This is a genomic window from Sulfitobacter aestuarii, from assembly GCF_042685005.1.
GTDB classification, from domain to species: domain Bacteria; phylum Pseudomonadota; class Alphaproteobacteria; order Rhodobacterales; family Rhodobacteraceae; genus Sulfitobacter; species Sulfitobacter aestuarii.
The window spans coordinates 68,477-86,670 of record NZ_JBHUMP010000014.1; the positions used below are offsets into that span (position 1 = coordinate 68,477).

Consider the following 18,194-nt stretch of genomic DNA (forward strand, 5'->3'; position numbering starts at 1 on the left):
CCGAAGAAGCAGCTGTCTTCTCTTGGCCCGAAATACCTTCGGGGGAGTGCGAGGGGGTGGAAAACCCCCTCGTTCCGAAATCAGAAAAACGCCTGGAGTCCGGTTTGGGCGCGCCCCAGGATCAGCGCATGCACGTCATGGGTGCCCTCATAGGTGTTCACCGTTTCGAGGTTCATCATGTGCCGGATCACCTGGAATTCACCCGAGATTCCGTTGCCGCCATGCATGTCGCGGGACATGCGCGCGATGTCGAGCGCCTTGCCGCAATTGTTGCGTTTGACGATGGAGATCATCTCCGGCGCGGCATTGGCGGCATCCATCAGGCGACCGACCTGCAGCGAGGCCTGCAGGCCGAGCGTGATTTCGGTCTGCATGTCGGCGAGCTTCTTCTGGAACAGCTGGGTCTGGGCCAGCGGCTTGTTGAATTGTTTGCGGTCAAGCCCGTATTGGCGGGCGGCATGCCAGCAGAATTCAGCGGCGCCCAGCGCACCCCAGCTGATCCCGTAGCGGGCCCGGTTGAGGCAGCCGAACGGGCCCTTGAGGCCCTGAACATGCGGCAGCAGCGCCTCCTCGCCGACTTCGACGCCATCCATCACGATCTCGCCGGTGATCGAGGCGCGCAGGGAGAGCTTGTTACCGATCTTCGGGGCGGAGAGGCCTTTCATGCCCTTTTCAAGCACGAAGCCGCGGATCTTCCCGTCATGCGCGTCGGATTTCGCCCAGACCACGAAGACATCGGCGATCGGCGCGTTGGAGATCCACATTTTCGAGCCGGTGATCTTGTAGCCGTTCGCCGTCTTCACCGAGCGGGTTTTCATGCCCGCCGGGTCGGAACCCGCGTCGGGCTCGGTCAGGCCGAAACAGCCGATCCATTCGCCCGAGCAGAGTTTGGGCAGGTATTTCTCACGCTGCGCTTCGGAGCCATAGGCATAGATCGGATAGATCACCAGGCTGGATTGCACCGACATCATCGAGCGATAGCCGCTGTCGACTCGTTCGACCTCGCGCGCGACGAGGCCGTAGGAGACATAATTGCCGCCGAGCCCGCCATATTGTTCCGGCAGGGTGACGCCGAGCAGGCCCATGTCGCCCATTTCGCGGAAGATCCCCGCGTCGGTCTCTTCGTTGGCATAGGCGTCGATCACCCGCGGCTGCAGCTTCTCCTGCGCATAGGCGCGGGCGCTGTCCTGGATCATCCGCTCGTCTTCGCTGAGCTGGTCGGCCAGGCGGAACGGGTCGCTCCAGTCGAAATTGCCCAGGTCGGGCGCGTCCTTGGCTTTCAGGACCGGGGTTTCGGCGTTCATGGCATTTCCTTTCAAAGGCTGCATTTGGCGCGGAGTATTGCAAATCGGGAAGCGGAACTCTATCGCTGCTTTATTCTGTCTGCATGAGAAAAACTCATATGATCGCGCCGCGCCGCTTCCTGCCCTCGATCTCCGCCCTGCTCGCTTTCGAGGCAGTGGCGCGGCTTGGTTCGGCGACCCGGGCGGCGCAGGAATTGTCCCTGACCCAGAGCGCCATCAGCCGACAATTGAAGACGCTGGAGGAGCAGCTCGGGGTGACCTTGCTCGACCGACAGGGGCGGCAATTGGTGTTGACCGAGGCCGGGCAGGAATATGTGCTGCGGGTGCGTGACATCCTGCATCGGCTGGCTCAGGCGTCCCTCGGGGCGCGCAGCGACCGGTCGGGTGGCGCGCTCAATCTCGCGATCCTGCCGGCCTTCGGAATGCATTGGCTGGCGCCGCGGTTGCGCGGCTTTGCCCGGGCGCATCCCGAAGTCACGGTCAATCTCTCGACCCGGCTGCAGCCCTTTCCGTTCCAGGGCAGCCCTTTCGACGCGGCAATCCATTTTGGTCATGAGGATTGGCCCGGCGTGTGCTACCTGCCGCTGATGCCCGAGCGGGTGGTGCCGGTCTGTGCGCCGGATCTGCTGGCGGCGCCCTTGCAGGACCCGGCCGAGATGCTGCGCCATCCGCTGTTGCATCTGGAGACCCGGCCGCGCGGCTGGGCGCGCTGGCTTTCGGCGCTCGGGGTGGATCAGGAACCGCCGCCGGGGATGATGTTCGATCAGTTCTCGACCATGGCGCAGGCCGCGATCCACGGGCTGGGTGTGGCGCTGCTGCCGACGTTTTTCGCACGACCCTATCTGTCGGACGGGCAGCTGATCCTCGCCTCGCCGCAGACCACGCAGAGCATCGGCAGCTATTACCTGGTCTGGCCCGAGGACCGGAACGAGCCCGCAGCGCTGGCCTCGTTCCGGGATTGGCTGAAGGCGCAGACGATGCAGACCGCGAGTGGCGGGGGCAGCTGACGCGGCGCGCCAAACTTGCGCCGCAATCGGTGATTATGAACGTCGGATATTACCGGCTGAGCCCGCTACGGAGGAATATTCACATGACGTTTGCATCGCATCGGGGACTTGCTGTCCTGGCTGTCACGGCCACAGTTTTCGGCGCCGGAGCCGGATTTGCCGCGGATCACGAGGTGCTGATCACCGAGGGTGCCTATTTCCCCTCGCTGACCTATGCGCAACCCGGCGACCGGCTGATCTTCATCAACAGCAGCGATGCGGCGCAGACGGTGACCGGGGCAGAAGAATCATGGAGCTCGGGACCGATCCCGATCGACGGAAGCTTCGTGCTGGATCTGGCCGAAGAGATACCGCAGGGTTTCAGCGGTCCGGGACTGGAGGACGGCGAGATGCTGGAGGGCAGTTTCACCTTCGAGCCTGCACCGACCACCGACGGCTAAAGCCCGGGTCTTTCCTCAGGCGGCAAGCGGCGCGATCAGCTCCGGACCGTCGGCGCGGTTGGAATTGACCCTGCGATCGACCCGGTGCCAATGCAGCAGTTCCGGCGCAGCCGCGCGCATCAGGGGCGCGGCGCCCTTACCTTCCTCGCCGAGCCAGAGCGGGACGTCCTCGCTTTCGACAATCACCGGCATGCGATGATGAATCGCCTGCATCGGCGCATTGGCAGCGGTGGTGATGACCGCGCAGCTGGTGGTCAGGTTGCTTTCGCTGTCGCGCCATTCCTGCCAAAGCGCGGCAAAGGCCAGCGGCGCGCCGTCGCGGCGGGTGATGTACCATGGGTCGCGCCCGCCCTCGCCGTCTTTTGTCCATTCGAAAAAGCCGCTGGCCAGCACCAGCGCCCGGCGGTTACGCACCGCGTCGCGGAAGGCCGGTTTCTCCGCCACGGTTTCGGCGCGGGCATTGATCAACAGCGGTCCATCGCCAGGCTTTCTGTACCAGCGTGGGATCAATCCCCAGCGCATGCCCCGCAGCTGCCGTCCGCCGTCCGGTTTGGAGGCGATCACATGAACATCGTAGGTCGGGCAGACATTGAAATTGGGCACCGACGGCAGGTTATTGGCCGGAGCGGCGCCGAAGAGCTGTGCCATGGCATCGGGCGGCAGGGTAATTGCCATTCGTCCACACATGTTGCCCCCTTTCATGCGCTGAGCATTCCACATGATAGGACGCTCGACGGGATCGGCAAAGCTTCTCTGCGCAGCTTTCCCTTATGCGTGAAATTCCGGTTCGAGGGCAGCGCAAAACTGCCGCCGATGCGGAGGGCGTTGAGCGCCGAGTTCCCACCGGCTCCGGTTTCTGGCACAGAGTGGTCAGCCTTGATGGTTTGTTAGTGAGGATCCGCCATGCTTCGTCAATTCCTGCCGATCAGCGCCCTGCTGCTCGGCTCGGCCTTTCTGCTGTTTGGCGGCGGGATAAACGCGCTGATCCTGCCGGTGCGCGGTTCTGCCGAAGGGTTCTCGGCGCTGTCTCTCGGGCTGTTGGGAACCGGCTGGGCGGTCGGGTACGTGTCGGGCTGTATCATGACCGCGCCGTTGGTGGCGCGGGTCGGGCATGTACGGGCGTTCGGGGCGATGGCGGCGATCGCGGCGATCTCGATCCTGTTCAGCGCCATCATGATCACGCCATGGGCCTGGATCCTGCTGCGCGGCATCTGCGGTTTCTGCTTTGCCGGGACGGCAATGGTTGTCGAGAGCTGGCTCAGCGATCAGGTCGCGCCGGCCAGTCGGGGCCGGGTTTTCGGGGTCTATACGATGGTCAACCTCGCGGCGACCACCGCGGGGCAGATGATGCTGACGCTGGGCGACCCGAACGGGTTTGTGTTTTTCGCATGGGCGGCAATCTTCTATTGCCTGGCGCTGGTGCCGACGGCGATCAGTTCGTCGAGCACGCCGGTGCCGCTGGCCTCGGTCAAGCTGAACCTGCGCAGTTTGTGGCGCAATTCGCCGGTGGCGGTGTTCGCGGTGTTCTGGGTCGGGGTTTCGAACGCCTCTTTCGCCACGCTGGCGGCGGTTTATGCCGAACGGGTCGGCCTGATCCTCGCGGCGGTGGCGGTCTTTACCTCGGTGCCGATCCTCGCAGGCGCGCTGATGCAGATCCCGGTCGGGCTGATGTCGGACAAGATGGACCGGCGCTTTGTGCTGGTCGGCGTCGCCGTTCTGGCCCTGGCGGCTGACCTCGGCTTTCTGTTGCTGGCACCTGAGGGGCGGATGCTGAACCTTGTATTGGCAGCGCTGCTCGGGGGGTCGATCTATGCGATGTATCCGCTGATCGTGGCCCATGCCAATGACCACGCCGAGCCGGGAAGTTCGATCCAGATTTCAGGGGGCTTGCTGTTGACCTATGGGGTCGGGTCGATCATCGGGCCGCTTCTGGCGGGTTATGCGATGGCGGAGGTCGGGCTCAGGGCGCTTTATCTGGTGACCGCCTTTTCGCATCTGTCGGTGATCCTCTACACGATCTGGCGGATCTCGCGCCGGGTGGCGGTGGCCGAAGCGGAGAAGACCAGTTTCCAGCCCGCCACTGCCGGACGCACCTCGACGTTGCAGACGATGCCGTTGGGGCATGTCGAGGATGAGACTGAGCTGGCGCCGAAAGCGGTCTGACTACCCGTCCCCGTTCGGTGGCGGAGACGGGGGTGTTGACCGCGCGGTGTCAGGCCCTCCGACGCCATTTGGGCAGGCGGATGCAGGCGGTAGTGCCCTCGGGGCCGGTGATGACCTCGAATTCGCCGCCGTGCAGCTCGACCAGGCGTCGGGTCAGGGGCAGCCCGAGACCCAGCCCGCCGCGCGAGCCGCGTTGCGACATGTCTCCGCCGACGATGAAGGGTTTGTAGAGCTCTGCAAGATCGACGTGATTATCGAGCTGCCCGTCATCGGTTACCCGGATCTCGATATTGCCGTTGTCATCATAGGCAAAGGCGACGCCGAGGCTTTGGCCGCCGTGCAGGACCGAGTTCATCAGCAGCGAGGTGATGCAGATCTTGATATGTTCCTGGTCCACCAGCAGCGGCAGCTGCACGTTGCAGACCGGGGCGACGAAGGTCTTTCCCGCCTCGCTGATCGCCATCGCGTGATCCTGATGCAGCCCTGCGATCAGCGGCGCGAGATCGGTGACTTCTTCGTTCAGATGCAGCTCACCGGTACGCACGTCGCTGAACTTCAGGATCGCGTTGATCAGCTTGGACAGGTGGTCGCTGGACTTGAGCGCGCTGTTGGCGAGCTTCTTGTTGGTTTCGTCCTTCAGCCGGGCCTCGAGCATCCGCACCGAACCGTGGATGATGGTCAGCGGGGTGCGCAGCTCGTGACCGACCAGGGTCAGGAAGGTTTCCTGCGCGGTGGTGTCGCGCGGCGCGGCGGGCTGGGAAGGCGCCTTTTCAAGGGCGGCGACAATGGCGCGGCCGAGTTCTTCGAGCGTGGCCAGTTCCTTCGGCGTGGGCCTTTCATGAGGGACGAAATCGAGCACGCAGAGCGAGCCGAAACGGAAACCCGAGGACAGGATCAGCGGCACACCGGCATAGAAACGCGCCTGCGGTCCGCCTTCGGCCACCATCGGATGCTCGCGGAATTTCGCGTCCTGGCTGAGATCGGGCACCACCATCGGCATCCCGGTCATGATCGTATGGGTGCAGAAGGAATTGTTCTTGGGCATCTCCTCGAGCTCTATGCCGACCACCGACTTGTACCATTGGGTGTTTTCCTCGACGACGCTGATATGGGCGATCGGGCAGTCGAGCAGCCGCGCCGCGGCGGTACAGATCGCGTCGAACAATGTTTCGTTGTCGCGGGTCAGCCCCGGTACATTCTGCACCGCGGTGACGCGGGAATCTTCGTTGAAGGGGACCGGGTAGGTTCTCATGCTGCTGCCTCTTTGGACCAATCGAACTTCATCAATTACTTTACTGAAATTTGAGTAATTAAGGAGTGGGGCAGGATTTGGGCAGCATTGCGCGGCTTTCGGGTCCGGGCAAAAAAGACACGGACCGGCACATCGGCAAGGGTGAAAAGGAGCGCGCCGCGATTGCCGCACGCTCCCGCCGCCGGATCAGGGAAGAGAGATTTCCCCGGTGACGGTGTTGGTCTGGCTGCCGCTGCTCTGGTCGGTGGCGACTGAATAGCTGCCGCCGCCGGAGCCGCCTTCGTATTTGCCGGAGCCGCCGGTCAGCTCCCAGCTCCCGGCATTGGCGCCATCCTCTGTCATGCTCTCCGCCGTCCAGCTGAGCACCGCCATGTCCCCGGTTTGATCGGTATAGAGACAACGGCCGCCGCCGGAGAGGCTGCCATCGACGATTTCCATTGCCCCGAAGCAGGGACCCGTGGCGCCGTTCAGCGGGTTGTTCTCGTCCTCTGCCTCGATGCTGGTATATTCGCTTTGCGCCGAGATGAGCATATGGCCCTCGGCGACCTCATGCGTGGTCGCGCTGCTCTGCGCCTTGCCGGTGCCATTCATCGAATAGCTTTCCGCAGCAAGTGCCGCGGGCAGGGTCAGGGCAATGATAACGGAAAAAGGAGCAATCATTCTCATCATATGTCCTCCGTAAGTGAAATGCGCGCCGGACGGCGCCGGGCGCAGCATAACACTCCGCAGGTCATTCCCAAAATCCCCCGCCCCACGGTTGCAGGGCGGCGCAGAGCGCACGCAGATCGCGCCGCGCCCCTATTTCGCCGTGATGCGCCCGTCGGTATAGGGCAGATAGGGCGCGTTCTTAATCAGGTATTCAGCCAGCACATCCGCCACGTCAGGGCCGAAATCATAGGCATTTTCGGCGGATTTGAACATCTCGTAGCCATCGCCGCCATTGCGCACGTAATTGTTCGAGACCACACCGTAGCTCGCGCTCGGGTCGAGCGGTGCGTCGCCCACCATCACCTCGCTGATACGGCTGCCGACCGGCTGGCTGGCGTCAAAAGCATAGCTCAGCCCCGCCACCTGCGGGAATCGGCCCGCGACCTCCTCGATCTGCGACACGCCGTTTTCCAACGCTGCGAGCAGGGTCTCACCGCTGACCTCGAAGGTCGAGAGCGTGTTCTGGAACGGGAGCACCGTCAGCACTTCGCCCATGGTCACCTCGCCCGCGTCGATGCTGGCGCGGATGCCGCCGCTGTTCTGGAAGGCGACGTCGATGCCTTGATCGGCAACACGTGCCAGCATCGCATCGGCAATGGCGTTGCCCATGGCGCATTCCTGCACCCGGCATGTGTCGCGCTCGCCGTTGATCGCCTCGGTTGTCTGGGCCACGATTTTGTTGCGTATCTCGTCAAGCGGTTTGGCCGCATCCGCGATGCGCCCGACGGTTTCCTCGTCCTCGACCATGACGGCATCAAGGATCAGCGGTTCGCCCTCGGCCCGGATCACCTTGCCCGCGTCATCGAAGGTGACGTTGAGCTCCCCGAGGAACTTGCCATAGGCATAGGCCTGCACGATCGCGGTGTCGCCGACCATCGTCGGATAGGGGCCCTCGGCTCCCTCGTCCCTGTTCGACAGGAGCGTGTTGGAATGGCCACCCACGATCACGTCAACGCCGGTGGTCTCGGCCGCCACGCGCTGATCGACGCCATAGCCGGAATGGCTGAGCACGATGATCTTGTTGACCCCCGCCTCGGTGAGCTTGTCGACCTCGCCCTGCACTGCTGCGACCGGATCGGTGAAGGTGATCTTGTCACCGGGGCTGGCAAGTTCGTGGGTATCCTGCGGCGTGAGGCCGATCAGGCCGATCTTCTCCCCTGCCCGTTCGATCACCGTGGATTTGGAGATCTTCTCGGCCAGCAGCGGCTCGCCGGAGACATCGGCATTGGACATGAGGATCGGGAAATTCAGGGCGTCGATGAAGCCGCGCAGCACTTCCGGGCCGTCATCGAATTCGTGGTTGCCCACGGTCATCGCGTCATAGCCCATCTTGTTCATCATCTCGGCGGCCAGCGCGCCCCTGTAATGGGTGTAGAACAGGGTGCCCTGAAACTGATCGCCACCATCGACAAGTATCGCGTTGTCGCTGCGCGCGCGAGCCTCGTTGATCGCCGTGACCAGCCGCGCCGAGCCGCCGAAGCATTTGCCCTCGCCGTTGTCCTCGGGTGAGCAGGGGCCGTCATATTTGCTGATCGGCTCGAAACGGGCGTGGAAGTCGTTGGTGTGCAGGATCGTCAGATCATACTCGGCGGCGGCCATGCCGCTGGTCAGGGCCAGCGCCGCGACACTCGTCAGGAATCGTTTCATCGTTCTTCCCCTGTTGATGGTGATGGCGGCATCGTGGCTTGCAGGTGCAATCGAGTCAAAACATCCCTGCGCGGCTGACCCTGCGGCAGGTGTCGGGCCTTGACCGGGGCGTGCGCTGAGGGCATCAGACGCGCATGTTGATATACAAGATATTCCACGCCGATGAATGGCGCGATCTGCGCGAGCACGGCGAGACTGCCGGGGCGCCGGTCGATCTCGCCGATGGTTACGTGCATTTCTCCACTTCCGAACAGGTTGCGGAGACTGCGGCCAAGCATTTTGCCGGGCAGGATGATCTCTTCCTGCTGGCGGTGAAGACCGATGATCTGGGCGCGGATCTGCGCTGGGAGACATCGCGCAACGATGCGCTGTTTCCGCATCTCTACCGCAAGTTGCGGCTGAGCGATGTGCATTGGGCACAGCCCTTGCCGTTGCAGAATGGCGCCCATGTGTTCCCTGCCGGTTTCGGAGATGCGGGAGAATGAACGCGTTTTTCGAGCGGATCGGTCTCGCGGCATTGCACCGGATCGACCCGGAAGCCGCGCACGGTCTGGCGCTGCGCGCCCTGCAAAGCGGTCTGGCACCGACGCCGGGGCCGGTGACATCCCCGCGCCTTGCCACCACTCTGGCCGGGCTGACGCTGGTCAATCCGGTCGGACTGGCCGCCGGGTTTGACAAGAACGCCACCGCAGTCGCGCCGCTGTCGCGCGCCGGGTTCGGCTTTATCGAGGTCGGAGCCGCGACGCCCCTGCCGCAGCCGGGCAACCCCAAGCCCCGGCTGTTCAGGCTGAGCGAGGATCGCGCCGCGATCAACCGGTTCGGGTTCAACAACGAGGGCGCGCAGGCGATTGTCGCGCGGTTGGCGCAGCGCAAGCCGGGTATCCCGGTGGGGCTGAACCTTGGCGCCAACAAGACCAGCGCCGACCGGGCCGCAGATTTTGCTCGCGTAATGGAAGCGGCGCGTACACATGTGGATTTCGCCACGGTCAATGTCTCCTCTCCCAATACCGAGAAGCTGCGCGATCTGCAGGGCAAGGCGGCGTTGGCCGGGTTGCTTGAAGGGGTGATGGCGGTGCGCGGCGATGTGCCGGTGTTCCTGAAGATCGCGCCGGATCTCAGCGAAGCGGAACTGGCCGAGATTGCCGAAGTGGCCGAGGAAGCGGGCGTTGCCGCGATCATCGCCACTAACACGACGCTGGATCGCGACGGTCTGCGCAGCGTTCACGCCGGAGAGGCCGGGGGCCTGTCGGGCGCACCGCTGTTCGAGAAATCGACACGGGTGCTTGCGCGGCTCTCGACCTTGACGCAGATCCCGCTGGTCGGGGTTGGCGGCGTTGCCAGTGCCGAGCAGGCCTATGCCAAGATCTGCGCGGGAGCTTCGGCGCTGCAACTTTACACGGCGCTGGTCTATGGCGGCGTGTCGCTGGCGGTAGAGATCGCGTACGGGCTCGATAGGCTGCTTGAGCGGGACGGTTTTACCCATGTCGCACAGGCGGTGGGCAGCCGCCGGGAGGAATGGCTTTGATAACCCTTTGGCACAATCCGCGCTGTTCGAAGTCGCGACAGACGCTCGCGTTGCTTGATGCCGCGGGCGCGGAGGTCACGCTGCGGCGCTATCTGGAGGATGCACCCAGCCTGACGGAGCTGCGCGCGGCGCAGGAGGCGCTCGATCTGCCGGTAATCGCGATGATGCGGCAGGGCGAGGCGCGGTTCCGGGAGCTGGGGCTGTCTGCCACGAGCAATGAGGATGCGCTGCTTCGCGCGATGGCGGAAAACCCGTCGCTGATCGAGCGGCCCATCGCCTTTCGCGACGGGCGCGCCGTGATCGGCCGACCGCCGGAAGCGGTGAACGCGCTGTTCTAAGCGGCTGTGCTAGGCCGCCGTCGCCTCGAGCGCAGGATAGCGCAGGCCGAGCGTGATGCCGCGGATCACGAAGGAAATCAGCAGCGCCAGCCAGAGTCCGTGATTGCCCAGCAGCGGCAGCAATAGTGCCGCCGAAGCGCAGTAGACCCCGAAAGAGATTGCCATCATGTTGCGCATGTCGCGCGAACGGGTGGCCCCGATGAAAATGCCGTCGAGCATCCAGGCCGCGCAGCCCGCAAGCGGCGCCGCGACCATGTAGGGCAGATACTGCCGCGCCTCGCTGCGCACATCGGCGGCGCTGGTCATCAGATCGATGATCGAGCCACCCGCGGCGGCGAAAGCAAAGGTCATCAATACGCAGATCACCAGACCCCAGCCTGAGGTCAGCAAGGCCCCGCGCCTCAGCATCTCGCGCTGCCGCGCCCCAAGCGCCCTGCCGACCAGCGCCTCGGCGGCGAAGGCAAAACCATCGAGCGCGAAGGCGGTGATCATCAGGAATTGCAGCAGCACCTGATTGGCCGCCAAGGTCACGTCGCCCTGCCCGGCGCCGAGGAACAGGAAGGAGACGAACATCGCCTCGAGCAGCATCGAACGGATGAGGATATCGCCGTTCAGCCGCAGCATATGCAGCCAGCGTAGCCGGTCGAAGACCCGGGCGCGGTCGCGCCAGCCCGGCATGGCAAAGACACCGCGGCAGAACCACAGCCCGAGTGCCGCGCCGCTCCATTCCGCCATGAAGGTCGCGATCGCCACTCCTTCAACGCCCCAGCCGAGGCCGAGCACGAACCACAGGTCGAGCAGGATGTTGAGCCCGTTCATCCACACCTGGATGACCAGCACCGCGCGGGTGCGTTCCTGCGCGATCAGCCAACCGGTGATCGCATAGAGCGAGATTGCCGCCGGTGCCGACCAGATGCGGATCGTCATGTAGCCCCGCGCCAGTCTTTCGACTTCTGGCGAGCCGGGCGAAACCGTGAAGGCGGCCCAGAACAGCGGGATCTGCAACATCAGCAGCGCCAGCCCCGCCCCGGCCCCGATCAGCAGCCCCCTGCTCAGCAGTGCGGCGACCTCGGCCTGATCACCGGTGCCGCTGGCCTGGGCGGTCAGCCCGACCGTACCCATCCGCAGGAAGCCGAAAATCCAGTAGAGCGCTGAAAGGATGATGGCACCGAGCCCGACCGCACCGATGGGCGCGGCTTCGCCGATCTGTCCGACTACCCCGGTATCGACCGCCCCGAGGATCGGCACCGTGGCGTTGGAGATCACGATCGGCAGCGCGATGTTGAGCACCCGGCGGTGGGTGACCACTTGATCAGGGGCGAGCCGGCCGCGCGCCAGCGCCTTCACCTCGGCCTCCGGAAGCGGTTCGGCCATGGTGCTCAGCCCTGAGGCGGCGGCATCAGGAAATGCCCGGTGGCCTGGGCGAAGATGCGGTTGCGGTTGTCCTGCCAGCCCTCCACATGCACGGAGGCATAGCGCCGCCCGGAACGGTTGATCCGCGCCCGGGCATAGGCATCGCGCGGCAGGCCGGAGCGCAGGTAATCAACGGTGAAATCAATGGTCTTGGGCAGGCGTGGCAGATGGTCGGGCGTCAGGTCTTCGATATCGAGCGCACCGCTTTCCATGTCCTCCCAGATGAAGCTCCAGTTCAACGTGATGATCGCGGTGATCTCCAGAAAGGCCGCCGTCGCGCCGCCATGCAGGGCGGGCAGGATCGGATTGCCGATCAGGCTCTCGTCAAAGGGCATGAGCGCCGTCAGCTCATCGCCCCGCCGTTCGAACTGGATCCCGAGAAACCGAATATAGGGCACGCCTTCGACCAGCGCGCGCAGCACCCCGTCGCGACGCTGCTTGACCACCTGGACCGGCTCGGGTTTGCGGAATTCGGTCATTTGTGGCCCTCCACCATGAATGTGCCGGTCGCGGTGGCGACCGGATTGTCGCTGTCGTCGTCACAGGCGGTGGCGCGCACGAAGGCGACCGAGCGGGTGACATGATAGCAGGTGGCCTTGGTCCTGATTGCCTGACCCGGCGTTGCGGCGCGTAGATATTCGATGCGCAGATCCATCGTCGCGGTGGAGCTGGGGCTTGTGGGATGGCTCATCACCGCCGCGCCGCAGGTCGTGTCCATCAGCGCCGAAACCGCACCGCCATGGATCACCCCGGTCTGGGGATCGCCGACGAAACGTGCATCATAGGGCATGGAGATCACCGCCATCCCGTCTTCGAGCTCTTCCAGGGTCATTCCCAGCGCCTCGGAATGGGGCAGCGCCTGGATGAACTGCCGGGCCATGCGGACCTTGTCTGACATCTGTTGAAAGCTCCTTGATCGGCGGGTTTTCTCCTTATCACGGGCCTTTGCGCAAAGGGCAAGGGTGGCCATTGCATCGATACACGCTTGATCATAGCCTGTGGCGCGAGGAGATCCCCATGTCCGAAAATCGCCTGAACTTCAAAGAAATGTGCGCCACCTTCGACGTGACCCCGCGCACCCTGCGCTATTACGAATATATCGAGCTGTTGCAGCCCGACAAGGAGGGCCGCGCCCGCTTCTACGGGCCCCGCGAACGGGCCCGGATGAAGCTGATCCTGCGCGGCCGCAAGTTCGGCTTCGCGCTAGAAGACATCCGGCAATGGCTGCTGATCTACGAGAAGGAAGGCACGCAGGCGCAGCGCCGGGCGTGGATCGAGCTTGCGGACGGACAGCTCGTCGAACTGGCAGAACAGAAACGCCAGCTCGAGGAGGCAATGACCGAATTGCGCAAGCTGCGCGACGAGACCGCCGAGGCGATGGGACAGACCGCCGACTGAAAAGCCGCTTTCGCGCCACCGGCGAGGAAACTCCGTGTCCGGTGTTTCACCCTGCCCCCTGTCCCCCCGCGTTTTGCAGGGAGTTGACAACGCCGCGGCGAAAATCGCTCCCGCAAGGGTATCCCCCTCGTTTGCAGCACCTTTTCCGCCTTGACCTGATCGTGCGCAGCGTCAACTTCGGAAGTGACGTTACGTATCGCTTACGTCAACTCGCACCCCTGTTCTATTGCTGAGGTCAGAACCCATTTCCCGGGGGAACCGACAATGCGAAAGGCATGAGATGATCAGCGAAACCATGACAATTCGCCAGATGTGCGACACCTTTGAAGTCACTCCCCGCACCTTGCGTTTTTACGAAGCCAAGGAATTGCTCTCGCCCTTGCGCGAAGGGCAGAAACGCCTGTTCACCCGGCGCGACCGGGCGCGGCTGAAGCTGATCCTGCGCGGCAAGCGCTTCGGCTTTTCCCTGGAAGAAATCCGCCAGCTGCTCGATCTTTACGACCGCAGCGACGAACAGCAGACGCAATTGTCCCGCACCTATGAAATCGCCCGCGCGCGGCTCGCTGACATGGAACGACAGCGGGACGAGCTCAATACCGCGATCGATGACCTCAAGGGTCAGCTCAAATGGGCGGAAAAGATGATCTCCTCGTCCCAGCAACCACGCCGCGCGGCAGGCTAGGCTTCGCCAGAACCACCGCTTTGTCCGCCAATTGCCGCAGCATCCAGTTAATGAAAGCCTCGACATGCCCAGTTACACCGCACCCGTAGAAGATCTGCAATTCGTCCTGCACGATGTGCTGAAGGTCAGCGAGGCTCAGACGCCCGGCTATGACGAGCTCGAGGCCGATATTACCGCTGCGATCCTGGAGGAAGCGGGCAAGCTGACCTCCGAAGTGCTCGCGCCACTCAATGTCGTAGGTGACAAAGAAGGCTGTCGCCTGGAAAACGGCGTGGTGCATACGCCGAGCGGCTTCAAGGCGGCCTTTGAGCATGTCAAGGCAGGCGGCTGGCCCGGCCTTGACATGCCCGAGCAATATGGCGGGCAGAACATGCCCTACGTGATCGGCACCGCGGTGGGAGAGATGTTCTCGGCCGCCAATCAGGCCTTCACCATGTATCAGGGCCTGACCCACGGCGCGGCCTCCGCGATCCTCGCCCATGGCACGCAGGCGCAGAAGGACACCTACCTGCCCAAGATGGTGTCCTGCGACTGGACCGGCACCATGAACCTGACCGAACCGCATTGCGGCACCGACCTGGGGTTGATGCGCAGCAAGGCGGTCCCGCAGGAAGATGGCAGTTACAGGATCACCGGGCAGAAGATTTTCATCTCCTCGGGTGAACATGACATGGCCGAGAACATCATCCATCTGGTGCTGGCCAGGATCGAAGGCGGGCCGGAGGGGATCAAGGGCGTGTCGTTGTTCATCGTGCCGAAGTTCATGGTGAAGGAGGATGGCTCGCTGGGCGATCGCAACGGCGTGACTGTCGGCTCGATCGAGGAGAAGATGGGCATTCACGGCAATTCCACCTGCGTGATGAATTATGACGGCGCCACCGGCTTTCTGCTGGGACAGGAACACAAGGGCATGCGCGCCATGTTCACGATGATGAACGAGGCCCGTGTCGGGGTCGGCATGCAGGGGCTGGCGCAGGCCGATGTGGCCTATCAGAACGCGGTGAACTACGCCAAGGAACGCCTGCAGGGCCGCGCCGTGACCGGGGCGGAAAACCCCGATGGCCCGGCCGATCCGCTGATCGTGCATCCCGACATCCGCCGCGCGCTGATGGACCAGAAAAGCTTCACCGAGGGCGCGCGGGCCTTCATCCTCTGGGGGGCAACACTGATCGACGCGGCGCATCGCGGCGGTGATGACGCGGCGGACGGTCTGGTCTCGCTGCTGACCCCGGTGATAAAGGGTTTCCTCACCGATCAGGGCTATGACATGACGGTCAAGGCGCAGCAGATCTACGGCGGTCATGGCTATATCGAGGAATGGGGCATGTCGCAATTCACCCGCGACGCCCGGATCGCGATGATCTATGAGGGCGCCAACGGGGTGCAGGCGCTCGACCTTGTGGGCCGCAAACTGGCAGCCGACGGCGGCAAGCACGTGATGGCCTTCTTCGATCTGGTAAAGGGCTTCATCAAGGACAATGCCGGACAGGATCCCGAATTCGACGCTGACTTTCTGGAACCGCTGAAGGCAGCCAGCAAGGATCTGCAATCGGCGGGCATGTATTTCATGCAGAATGGCGTGAAGAACCCCAATAACGCGCTCGCCGGTTCGACCGATTTCATGCATATGTTCGGCCATGTCTGCCTCGGGCTGATGTGGGCCAGAATGGCGCTGGCATCGAAACAGGCCTTGGCGGCCGACAAGGGCGACCCGGATTTCCACCAGAGCAAACTCGCCACCGGGCGCTATTACATGGTGCGCCAGTTGCCTGCCACCGCGCTGCATCTCAATCGGATCTCGAGCGGCGCCGACACGGTGATGGCCCTGGACGCGGCAAACTTCTAGAACGGACGGGTGGGGACGCAGACTCCACCCTGTCCCCGAAGGAGAGACCATGCCCAAACGCTTCCGCCTGACCCGCCGCTTCCCTGTCGCCATGACCGAGGACGGCTACCGCCGGTTAAAGAAATTCGCCACCGAAGCCGGGCTCGATGAAGGCGAGGCGCTGTCCTTCCTCTTCGAGAATTTCAACAGCGTCATTAACGAGGAAAACCTGACCGCGCGACTGCGTCTGTTCAATTCCGAACTGGAAGACCGCAAACGCTGATCCCCGGGGAGGGAATAGGGATGGATATGATCATTGACAGAGGCGCAGGATTGGCGGGCCGAGGGAGCCTCCGGCGGAAGTATTTGCAAAAGGGTGAAATGCGGAAGACGTCCCAAACACCGGGCGGCTGCCATCAGGAACGGAACGCCTTCACCCTTTGCGGTCATCGGCTCTCCAGCCTGTACCGCGCCGACAGCTTAGGTGCGGCTGGATTAATAACGGGTAAAGCCATTCAGATTACAGCTTCACCCTTTGGCAAATACTCCACGGGGGTCCGGGGGTGTGAAACCCCCGGTCCGGCGGAAATGAAAGTGACAGGTCAATGACGATCGAACTCTATTGTTTCGGCGAATCCGGCAATGCCTACAAGGCCGCGCTGGCGCTGCAATTGTCGGGACTCGACTGGACTCCGATCAAGGTGGATTTCTTCGGCGGTGAAACGCGGGGCGCGGATTACCGCACGCAGATCAACAACATGGGTGAAGTTCCCGTGATGGTGGATGGCGATCTGCGGCTCAGCCAGTCCGGCGTCATACAGGATTACATCTCCGAGAAGACCGGCAAATTTGCCGGGGCGTCGCCGGAGGAGCGGCGCGAAGTGCTGCGCTGGGTCTTGTGGGACAATCACAAGCTCAGCTCCAACGCCGGAATGACCCGGTTCCTGATGAACTTTCTGCCCGAGGAGAAACGCCCGCAGGAGGTGATCACCTTCATGCAGGGGCGTCTCAAGTCGGCTTATGCAGTGCTCGATGCGCATCTGGCAGGGCGTGAATGGATCGTCGGGGATGCGCTCAGCAATGCTGATCTGAGCTGCTGCGGCTATCTCTATTATCCCGAACCTTTCGGCTTTGTCCGCAGCGACTGGCCCCATGTCGACGCCTGGCTCAATAGGCTTTCCGAGGTGCCGGGCTGGAAGCCCCCATACGAATTGATGCCCGGCTCGCCTGCCGACCGGGCCGCGACTTAACAGGAGAGAAGAGATGACCGACGCCTATATCTACGATGCCTTGCGCAGTCCGCGTGGGAAGGGGCGCAAGGATGGCGCCCTGCATGAGGTGACCTCGCTGCGGCTTTCGGCGCAGATGCTCAACGCGGTAAAGGAGCGCAATAATCTCGACGGCCATGCTGTTGAGGATGTGATCTGGGGCAATGTCACGCAGGTGGCCGAACAGGGCGGTTGTCTGGCGCGCTCGGCGGTACTGGCTTCGGGTCTCGATGAGCGCATCCCCGGTCTTGCGATCAACCGGTTCTGCGCTTCGGGGATGGAGGCAGTCAACCTTGCCGCCAACCAGATCCGCGGCGGCGCCGGTGATGGCTATATCGCCGGCGGGGTCGAGATGATGGGCCGGGTCGCGATGAGCAGCGACGGCGCGGCGATCGCCGTCGATCCGACGCTGGCAATGGAGAAGTATTTCGTTCCGCAGGGCATCTCCGCCGATATCATCGCCACCGAGTTCGGCTTTACCCGCGACGAGGCCGATCAGCTGGCCATGCAATCCCAGCAACGTGCCAAGCGGGCCTGGGACGAGGGGCGCTTTGACAGGTCGGTCATCACCGTGCGCGATCAGAACGGTCTGCCGATCCTCGCGCGAGACGAATACATGCGCCCCGAGACCGATATGCAATCCCTCGGCGGGCTCAACCCGGCGTTTCAGGCGATGGGCGAGGTGATGCCCGGTTTCGACAACATTGCCCTGATGAAATATCCGCATCTGGAGAAGATCAATCACATCCACCATGCCGGCAATTCTTCCGGCATCGTCGATGGTGCCGCGGCGGTATTGATCGGGAACAAGGAGTTCGGAGAGCGTCACGGCCTGAAGCCGCGCGCCCGTATCCGGGCGACCGCCAAGATCGGTACCGATCCGACCATCATGCTGACCGGCCCGGTGCCGGTGACCGAGAAGATCCTGCGCGACAATGGCATGAACATCTCCGACATCGACCTGTTCGAGGTCAACGAGGCCTTTGCCGCCGTGGTGCTGCGCTTCCTGCAGGCCTTTGATATCGATGACAGCCGCGTCAACGTCAACGGAGGCGGCATCGCCATGGGTCACCCGCTCGGCGCCACCGGAGCGATGATCATCGGCATCCTGCTCGACGAGCTGGAGCGGGCCGACAAGGAAGTTGGCCTCGCCACGCTGTGCATCGCCTCCGGCATGGGTGCCGCCACCATTATCGAGCGCGTCTGACCGCGGGGTAGGAGATA

20 protein-coding genes are annotated in these 18,194 nt (G+C 63.4%); 12 read left to right on the forward strand and 8 right to left on the reverse strand.

What is annotated here, in order from left to right:
- Nucleotides 1–80: 80 nt before the first annotated feature.
- Complete coding sequence (locus ACFSUD_RS14925; protein WP_386375295.1) at nucleotides 81–1,304, reverse strand: acyl-CoA dehydrogenase; 1,224 nt, start codon at nucleotides 1,302–1,304, stop codon at nucleotides 81–83.
- Between the two features lie 98 nt (nucleotides 1,305–1,402).
- On the opposite strand from ACFSUD_RS14925, the gene ACFSUD_RS14930 reads away from it, so the two are divergent.
- On the forward strand, nucleotides 1,403–2,311 hold the full coding sequence (locus ACFSUD_RS14930; protein WP_386375296.1) for a LysR substrate-binding domain-containing protein: 909 nt from the start codon (nucleotides 1,403–1,405) through the stop codon (nucleotides 2,309–2,311).
- An 83-nt stretch (nucleotides 2,312–2,394) separates the two neighbouring features.
- Complete coding sequence (locus ACFSUD_RS14935) at nucleotides 2,395–2,751, forward strand: hypothetical protein (RefSeq protein WP_386375297.1); 357 nt, start codon at nucleotides 2,395–2,397, stop codon at nucleotides 2,749–2,751.
- 15 nt (nucleotides 2,752–2,766) lie between these two features.
- On the opposite strand, the gene ACFSUD_RS14940 is transcribed toward ACFSUD_RS14935, so the two are convergent.
- Nucleotides 2,767–3,438 carry an SOS response-associated peptidase gene (locus tag ACFSUD_RS14940; RefSeq protein ID WP_386375298.1) on the reverse strand — a complete coding sequence of 224 codons (672 nt, stop codon included), beginning with the start codon at nucleotides 3,436–3,438 and terminating at the stop codon, nucleotides 2,767–2,769.
- A gap of 216 nt (nucleotides 3,439–3,654) precedes the next feature.
- On the opposite strand from ACFSUD_RS14940, the gene ACFSUD_RS14945 reads away from it, so the two are divergent.
- Nucleotides 3,655–4,914 (forward strand): MFS transporter, encoded by a 1,260-nt coding sequence (locus ACFSUD_RS14945; RefSeq protein ID WP_386375299.1) that lies wholly within the window; start codon nucleotides 3,655–3,657, stop codon nucleotides 4,912–4,914.
- A gap of 49 nt (nucleotides 4,915–4,963) precedes the next feature.
- Here ACFSUD_RS14945 and ACFSUD_RS14950 read toward each other — a convergent pair whose 3' ends face one another.
- The 3 genes from ACFSUD_RS14950 to ACFSUD_RS14960 all read right to left on the reverse strand — a co-directional run bounded on the left by ACFSUD_RS14950 (nucleotide 4,964) and on the right by ACFSUD_RS14960 (nucleotide 8,521).
- On the reverse strand, nucleotides 4,964–6,166 hold the full coding sequence (locus tag ACFSUD_RS14950; RefSeq protein ID WP_386375300.1) for a GAF domain-containing sensor histidine kinase: 1,203 nt from the start codon (nucleotides 6,164–6,166) through the stop codon (nucleotides 4,964–4,966).
- 186 nt (nucleotides 6,167–6,352) lie between these two features.
- A complete protein-coding gene (locus tag ACFSUD_RS14955; RefSeq protein ID WP_386375301.1) occupies nucleotides 6,353–6,832 on the reverse strand; it encodes a hypothetical protein in 480 nt (159 codons plus the stop codon).
- Between the two features lie 132 nt (nucleotides 6,833–6,964).
- Nucleotides 6,965–8,521 carry a bifunctional metallophosphatase/5'-nucleotidase gene (locus ACFSUD_RS14960; RefSeq protein WP_386375302.1) on the reverse strand — a complete coding sequence of 519 codons (1,557 nt, stop codon included), beginning with the start codon at nucleotides 8,519–8,521 and terminating at the stop codon, nucleotides 6,965–6,967.
- A gap of 134 nt (nucleotides 8,522–8,655) precedes the next feature.
- Between ACFSUD_RS14960 and ACFSUD_RS14965 the strand changes: the two genes are divergently transcribed.
- Genes ACFSUD_RS14965 through arsC form a run of 3 tightly spaced genes read left to right on the forward strand, consistent with a single transcriptional unit; the run spans nucleotide 8,656 to nucleotide 10,384 of the window.
- A complete protein-coding gene (locus ACFSUD_RS14965; RefSeq protein ID WP_386375303.1) occupies nucleotides 8,656–9,006 on the forward strand; it encodes a DUF952 domain-containing protein in 351 nt (116 codons plus the stop codon).
- Nucleotides 9,003–10,046 carry a quinone-dependent dihydroorotate dehydrogenase gene (locus tag ACFSUD_RS14970; protein ID WP_386375304.1) on the forward strand — a complete coding sequence of 348 codons (1,044 nt, stop codon included), beginning with the start codon at nucleotides 9,003–9,005 and terminating at the stop codon, nucleotides 10,044–10,046. The genes ACFSUD_RS14965 and ACFSUD_RS14970 overlap by 4 nt, the downstream gene beginning before the upstream one ends.
- Nucleotides 10,043–10,384 (forward strand): arsenate reductase (glutaredoxin), encoded by a 342-nt coding sequence (gene arsC, locus ACFSUD_RS14975; RefSeq protein WP_386375305.1) that lies wholly within the window; start codon nucleotides 10,043–10,045, stop codon nucleotides 10,382–10,384. Before ACFSUD_RS14970 ends, arsC begins: the two co-directional genes overlap by 4 nt.
- Nucleotides 10,385–10,393: 9 nt before the next feature.
- Here the strand turns inward: arsC and ACFSUD_RS14980 are convergent, their stop codons facing one another.
- Genes ACFSUD_RS14980 through ACFSUD_RS14990 form a run of 3 tightly spaced genes read right to left on the reverse strand, consistent with a single transcriptional unit; the run spans nucleotide 10,394 to nucleotide 12,695 of the window.
- Nucleotides 10,394–11,758: an MATE family efflux transporter gene (locus tag ACFSUD_RS14980; protein ID WP_386375306.1), complete on the reverse strand. Its 1,365-nt coding sequence runs from the start codon at nucleotides 11,756–11,758 to the stop codon at nucleotides 10,394–10,396.
- Nucleotides 11,759–11,763: 5 nt separating this feature from the next.
- Entirely contained in the window at nucleotides 11,764–12,276 is a 513-nt protein-coding gene (locus tag ACFSUD_RS14985) for a PaaI family thioesterase (RefSeq protein ID WP_386375307.1), read from the reverse strand.
- The gene (locus ACFSUD_RS14990) at nucleotides 12,273–12,695 is read right to left on the reverse strand and encodes a PaaI family thioesterase (protein WP_386375308.1); all 423 of its coding nucleotides are present in this window, start codon (nucleotides 12,693–12,695) and stop codon (nucleotides 12,273–12,275) included. Before ACFSUD_RS14990 ends, ACFSUD_RS14985 begins: the two co-directional genes overlap by 4 nt.
- Nucleotides 12,696–12,814: 119 nt before the next feature.
- Between ACFSUD_RS14990 and ACFSUD_RS14995 the strand changes: the two genes are divergently transcribed.
- The 6 genes from ACFSUD_RS14995 (at nucleotide 12,815) to ACFSUD_RS15020 (ending at nucleotide 18,177) form a co-directional block, all read left to right on the forward strand.
- Nucleotides 12,815–13,195 carry a MerR family transcriptional regulator gene (locus ACFSUD_RS14995; RefSeq protein WP_386375309.1) on the forward strand — a complete coding sequence of 127 codons (381 nt, stop codon included), beginning with the start codon at nucleotides 12,815–12,817 and terminating at the stop codon, nucleotides 13,193–13,195.
- 280 nt (nucleotides 13,196–13,475) lie between these two features.
- Entirely contained in the window at nucleotides 13,476–13,877 is a 402-nt protein-coding gene (locus ACFSUD_RS15000; RefSeq protein WP_386375310.1) for a MerR family transcriptional regulator, read from the forward strand.
- Between the two features lie 64 nt (nucleotides 13,878–13,941).
- Entirely contained in the window at nucleotides 13,942–15,723 is a 1,782-nt protein-coding gene (locus tag ACFSUD_RS15005; protein WP_386375311.1) for an acyl-CoA dehydrogenase C-terminal domain-containing protein, read from the forward strand.
- Nucleotides 15,724–15,772: 49 nt separating this feature from the next.
- Nucleotides 15,773–15,985: a hypothetical protein gene (locus ACFSUD_RS15010; protein ID WP_386375312.1), complete on the forward strand. Its 213-nt coding sequence runs from the start codon at nucleotides 15,773–15,775 to the stop codon at nucleotides 15,983–15,985.
- 322 nt (nucleotides 15,986–16,307) lie between these two features.
- Nucleotides 16,308–16,952, forward strand: a complete 645-nt coding sequence (locus ACFSUD_RS15015; protein WP_386375313.1) for a glutathione S-transferase family protein — start codon at nucleotides 16,308–16,310, stop codon at nucleotides 16,950–16,952.
- Nucleotides 16,953–16,965: 13 nt separating this feature from the next.
- Nucleotides 16,966–18,177: an acetyl-CoA C-acetyltransferase gene (locus ACFSUD_RS15020; RefSeq protein ID WP_386375314.1), complete on the forward strand. Its 1,212-nt coding sequence runs from the start codon at nucleotides 16,966–16,968 to the stop codon at nucleotides 18,175–18,177.
- Nucleotides 18,178–18,194 lie beyond the last annotated feature (17 nt).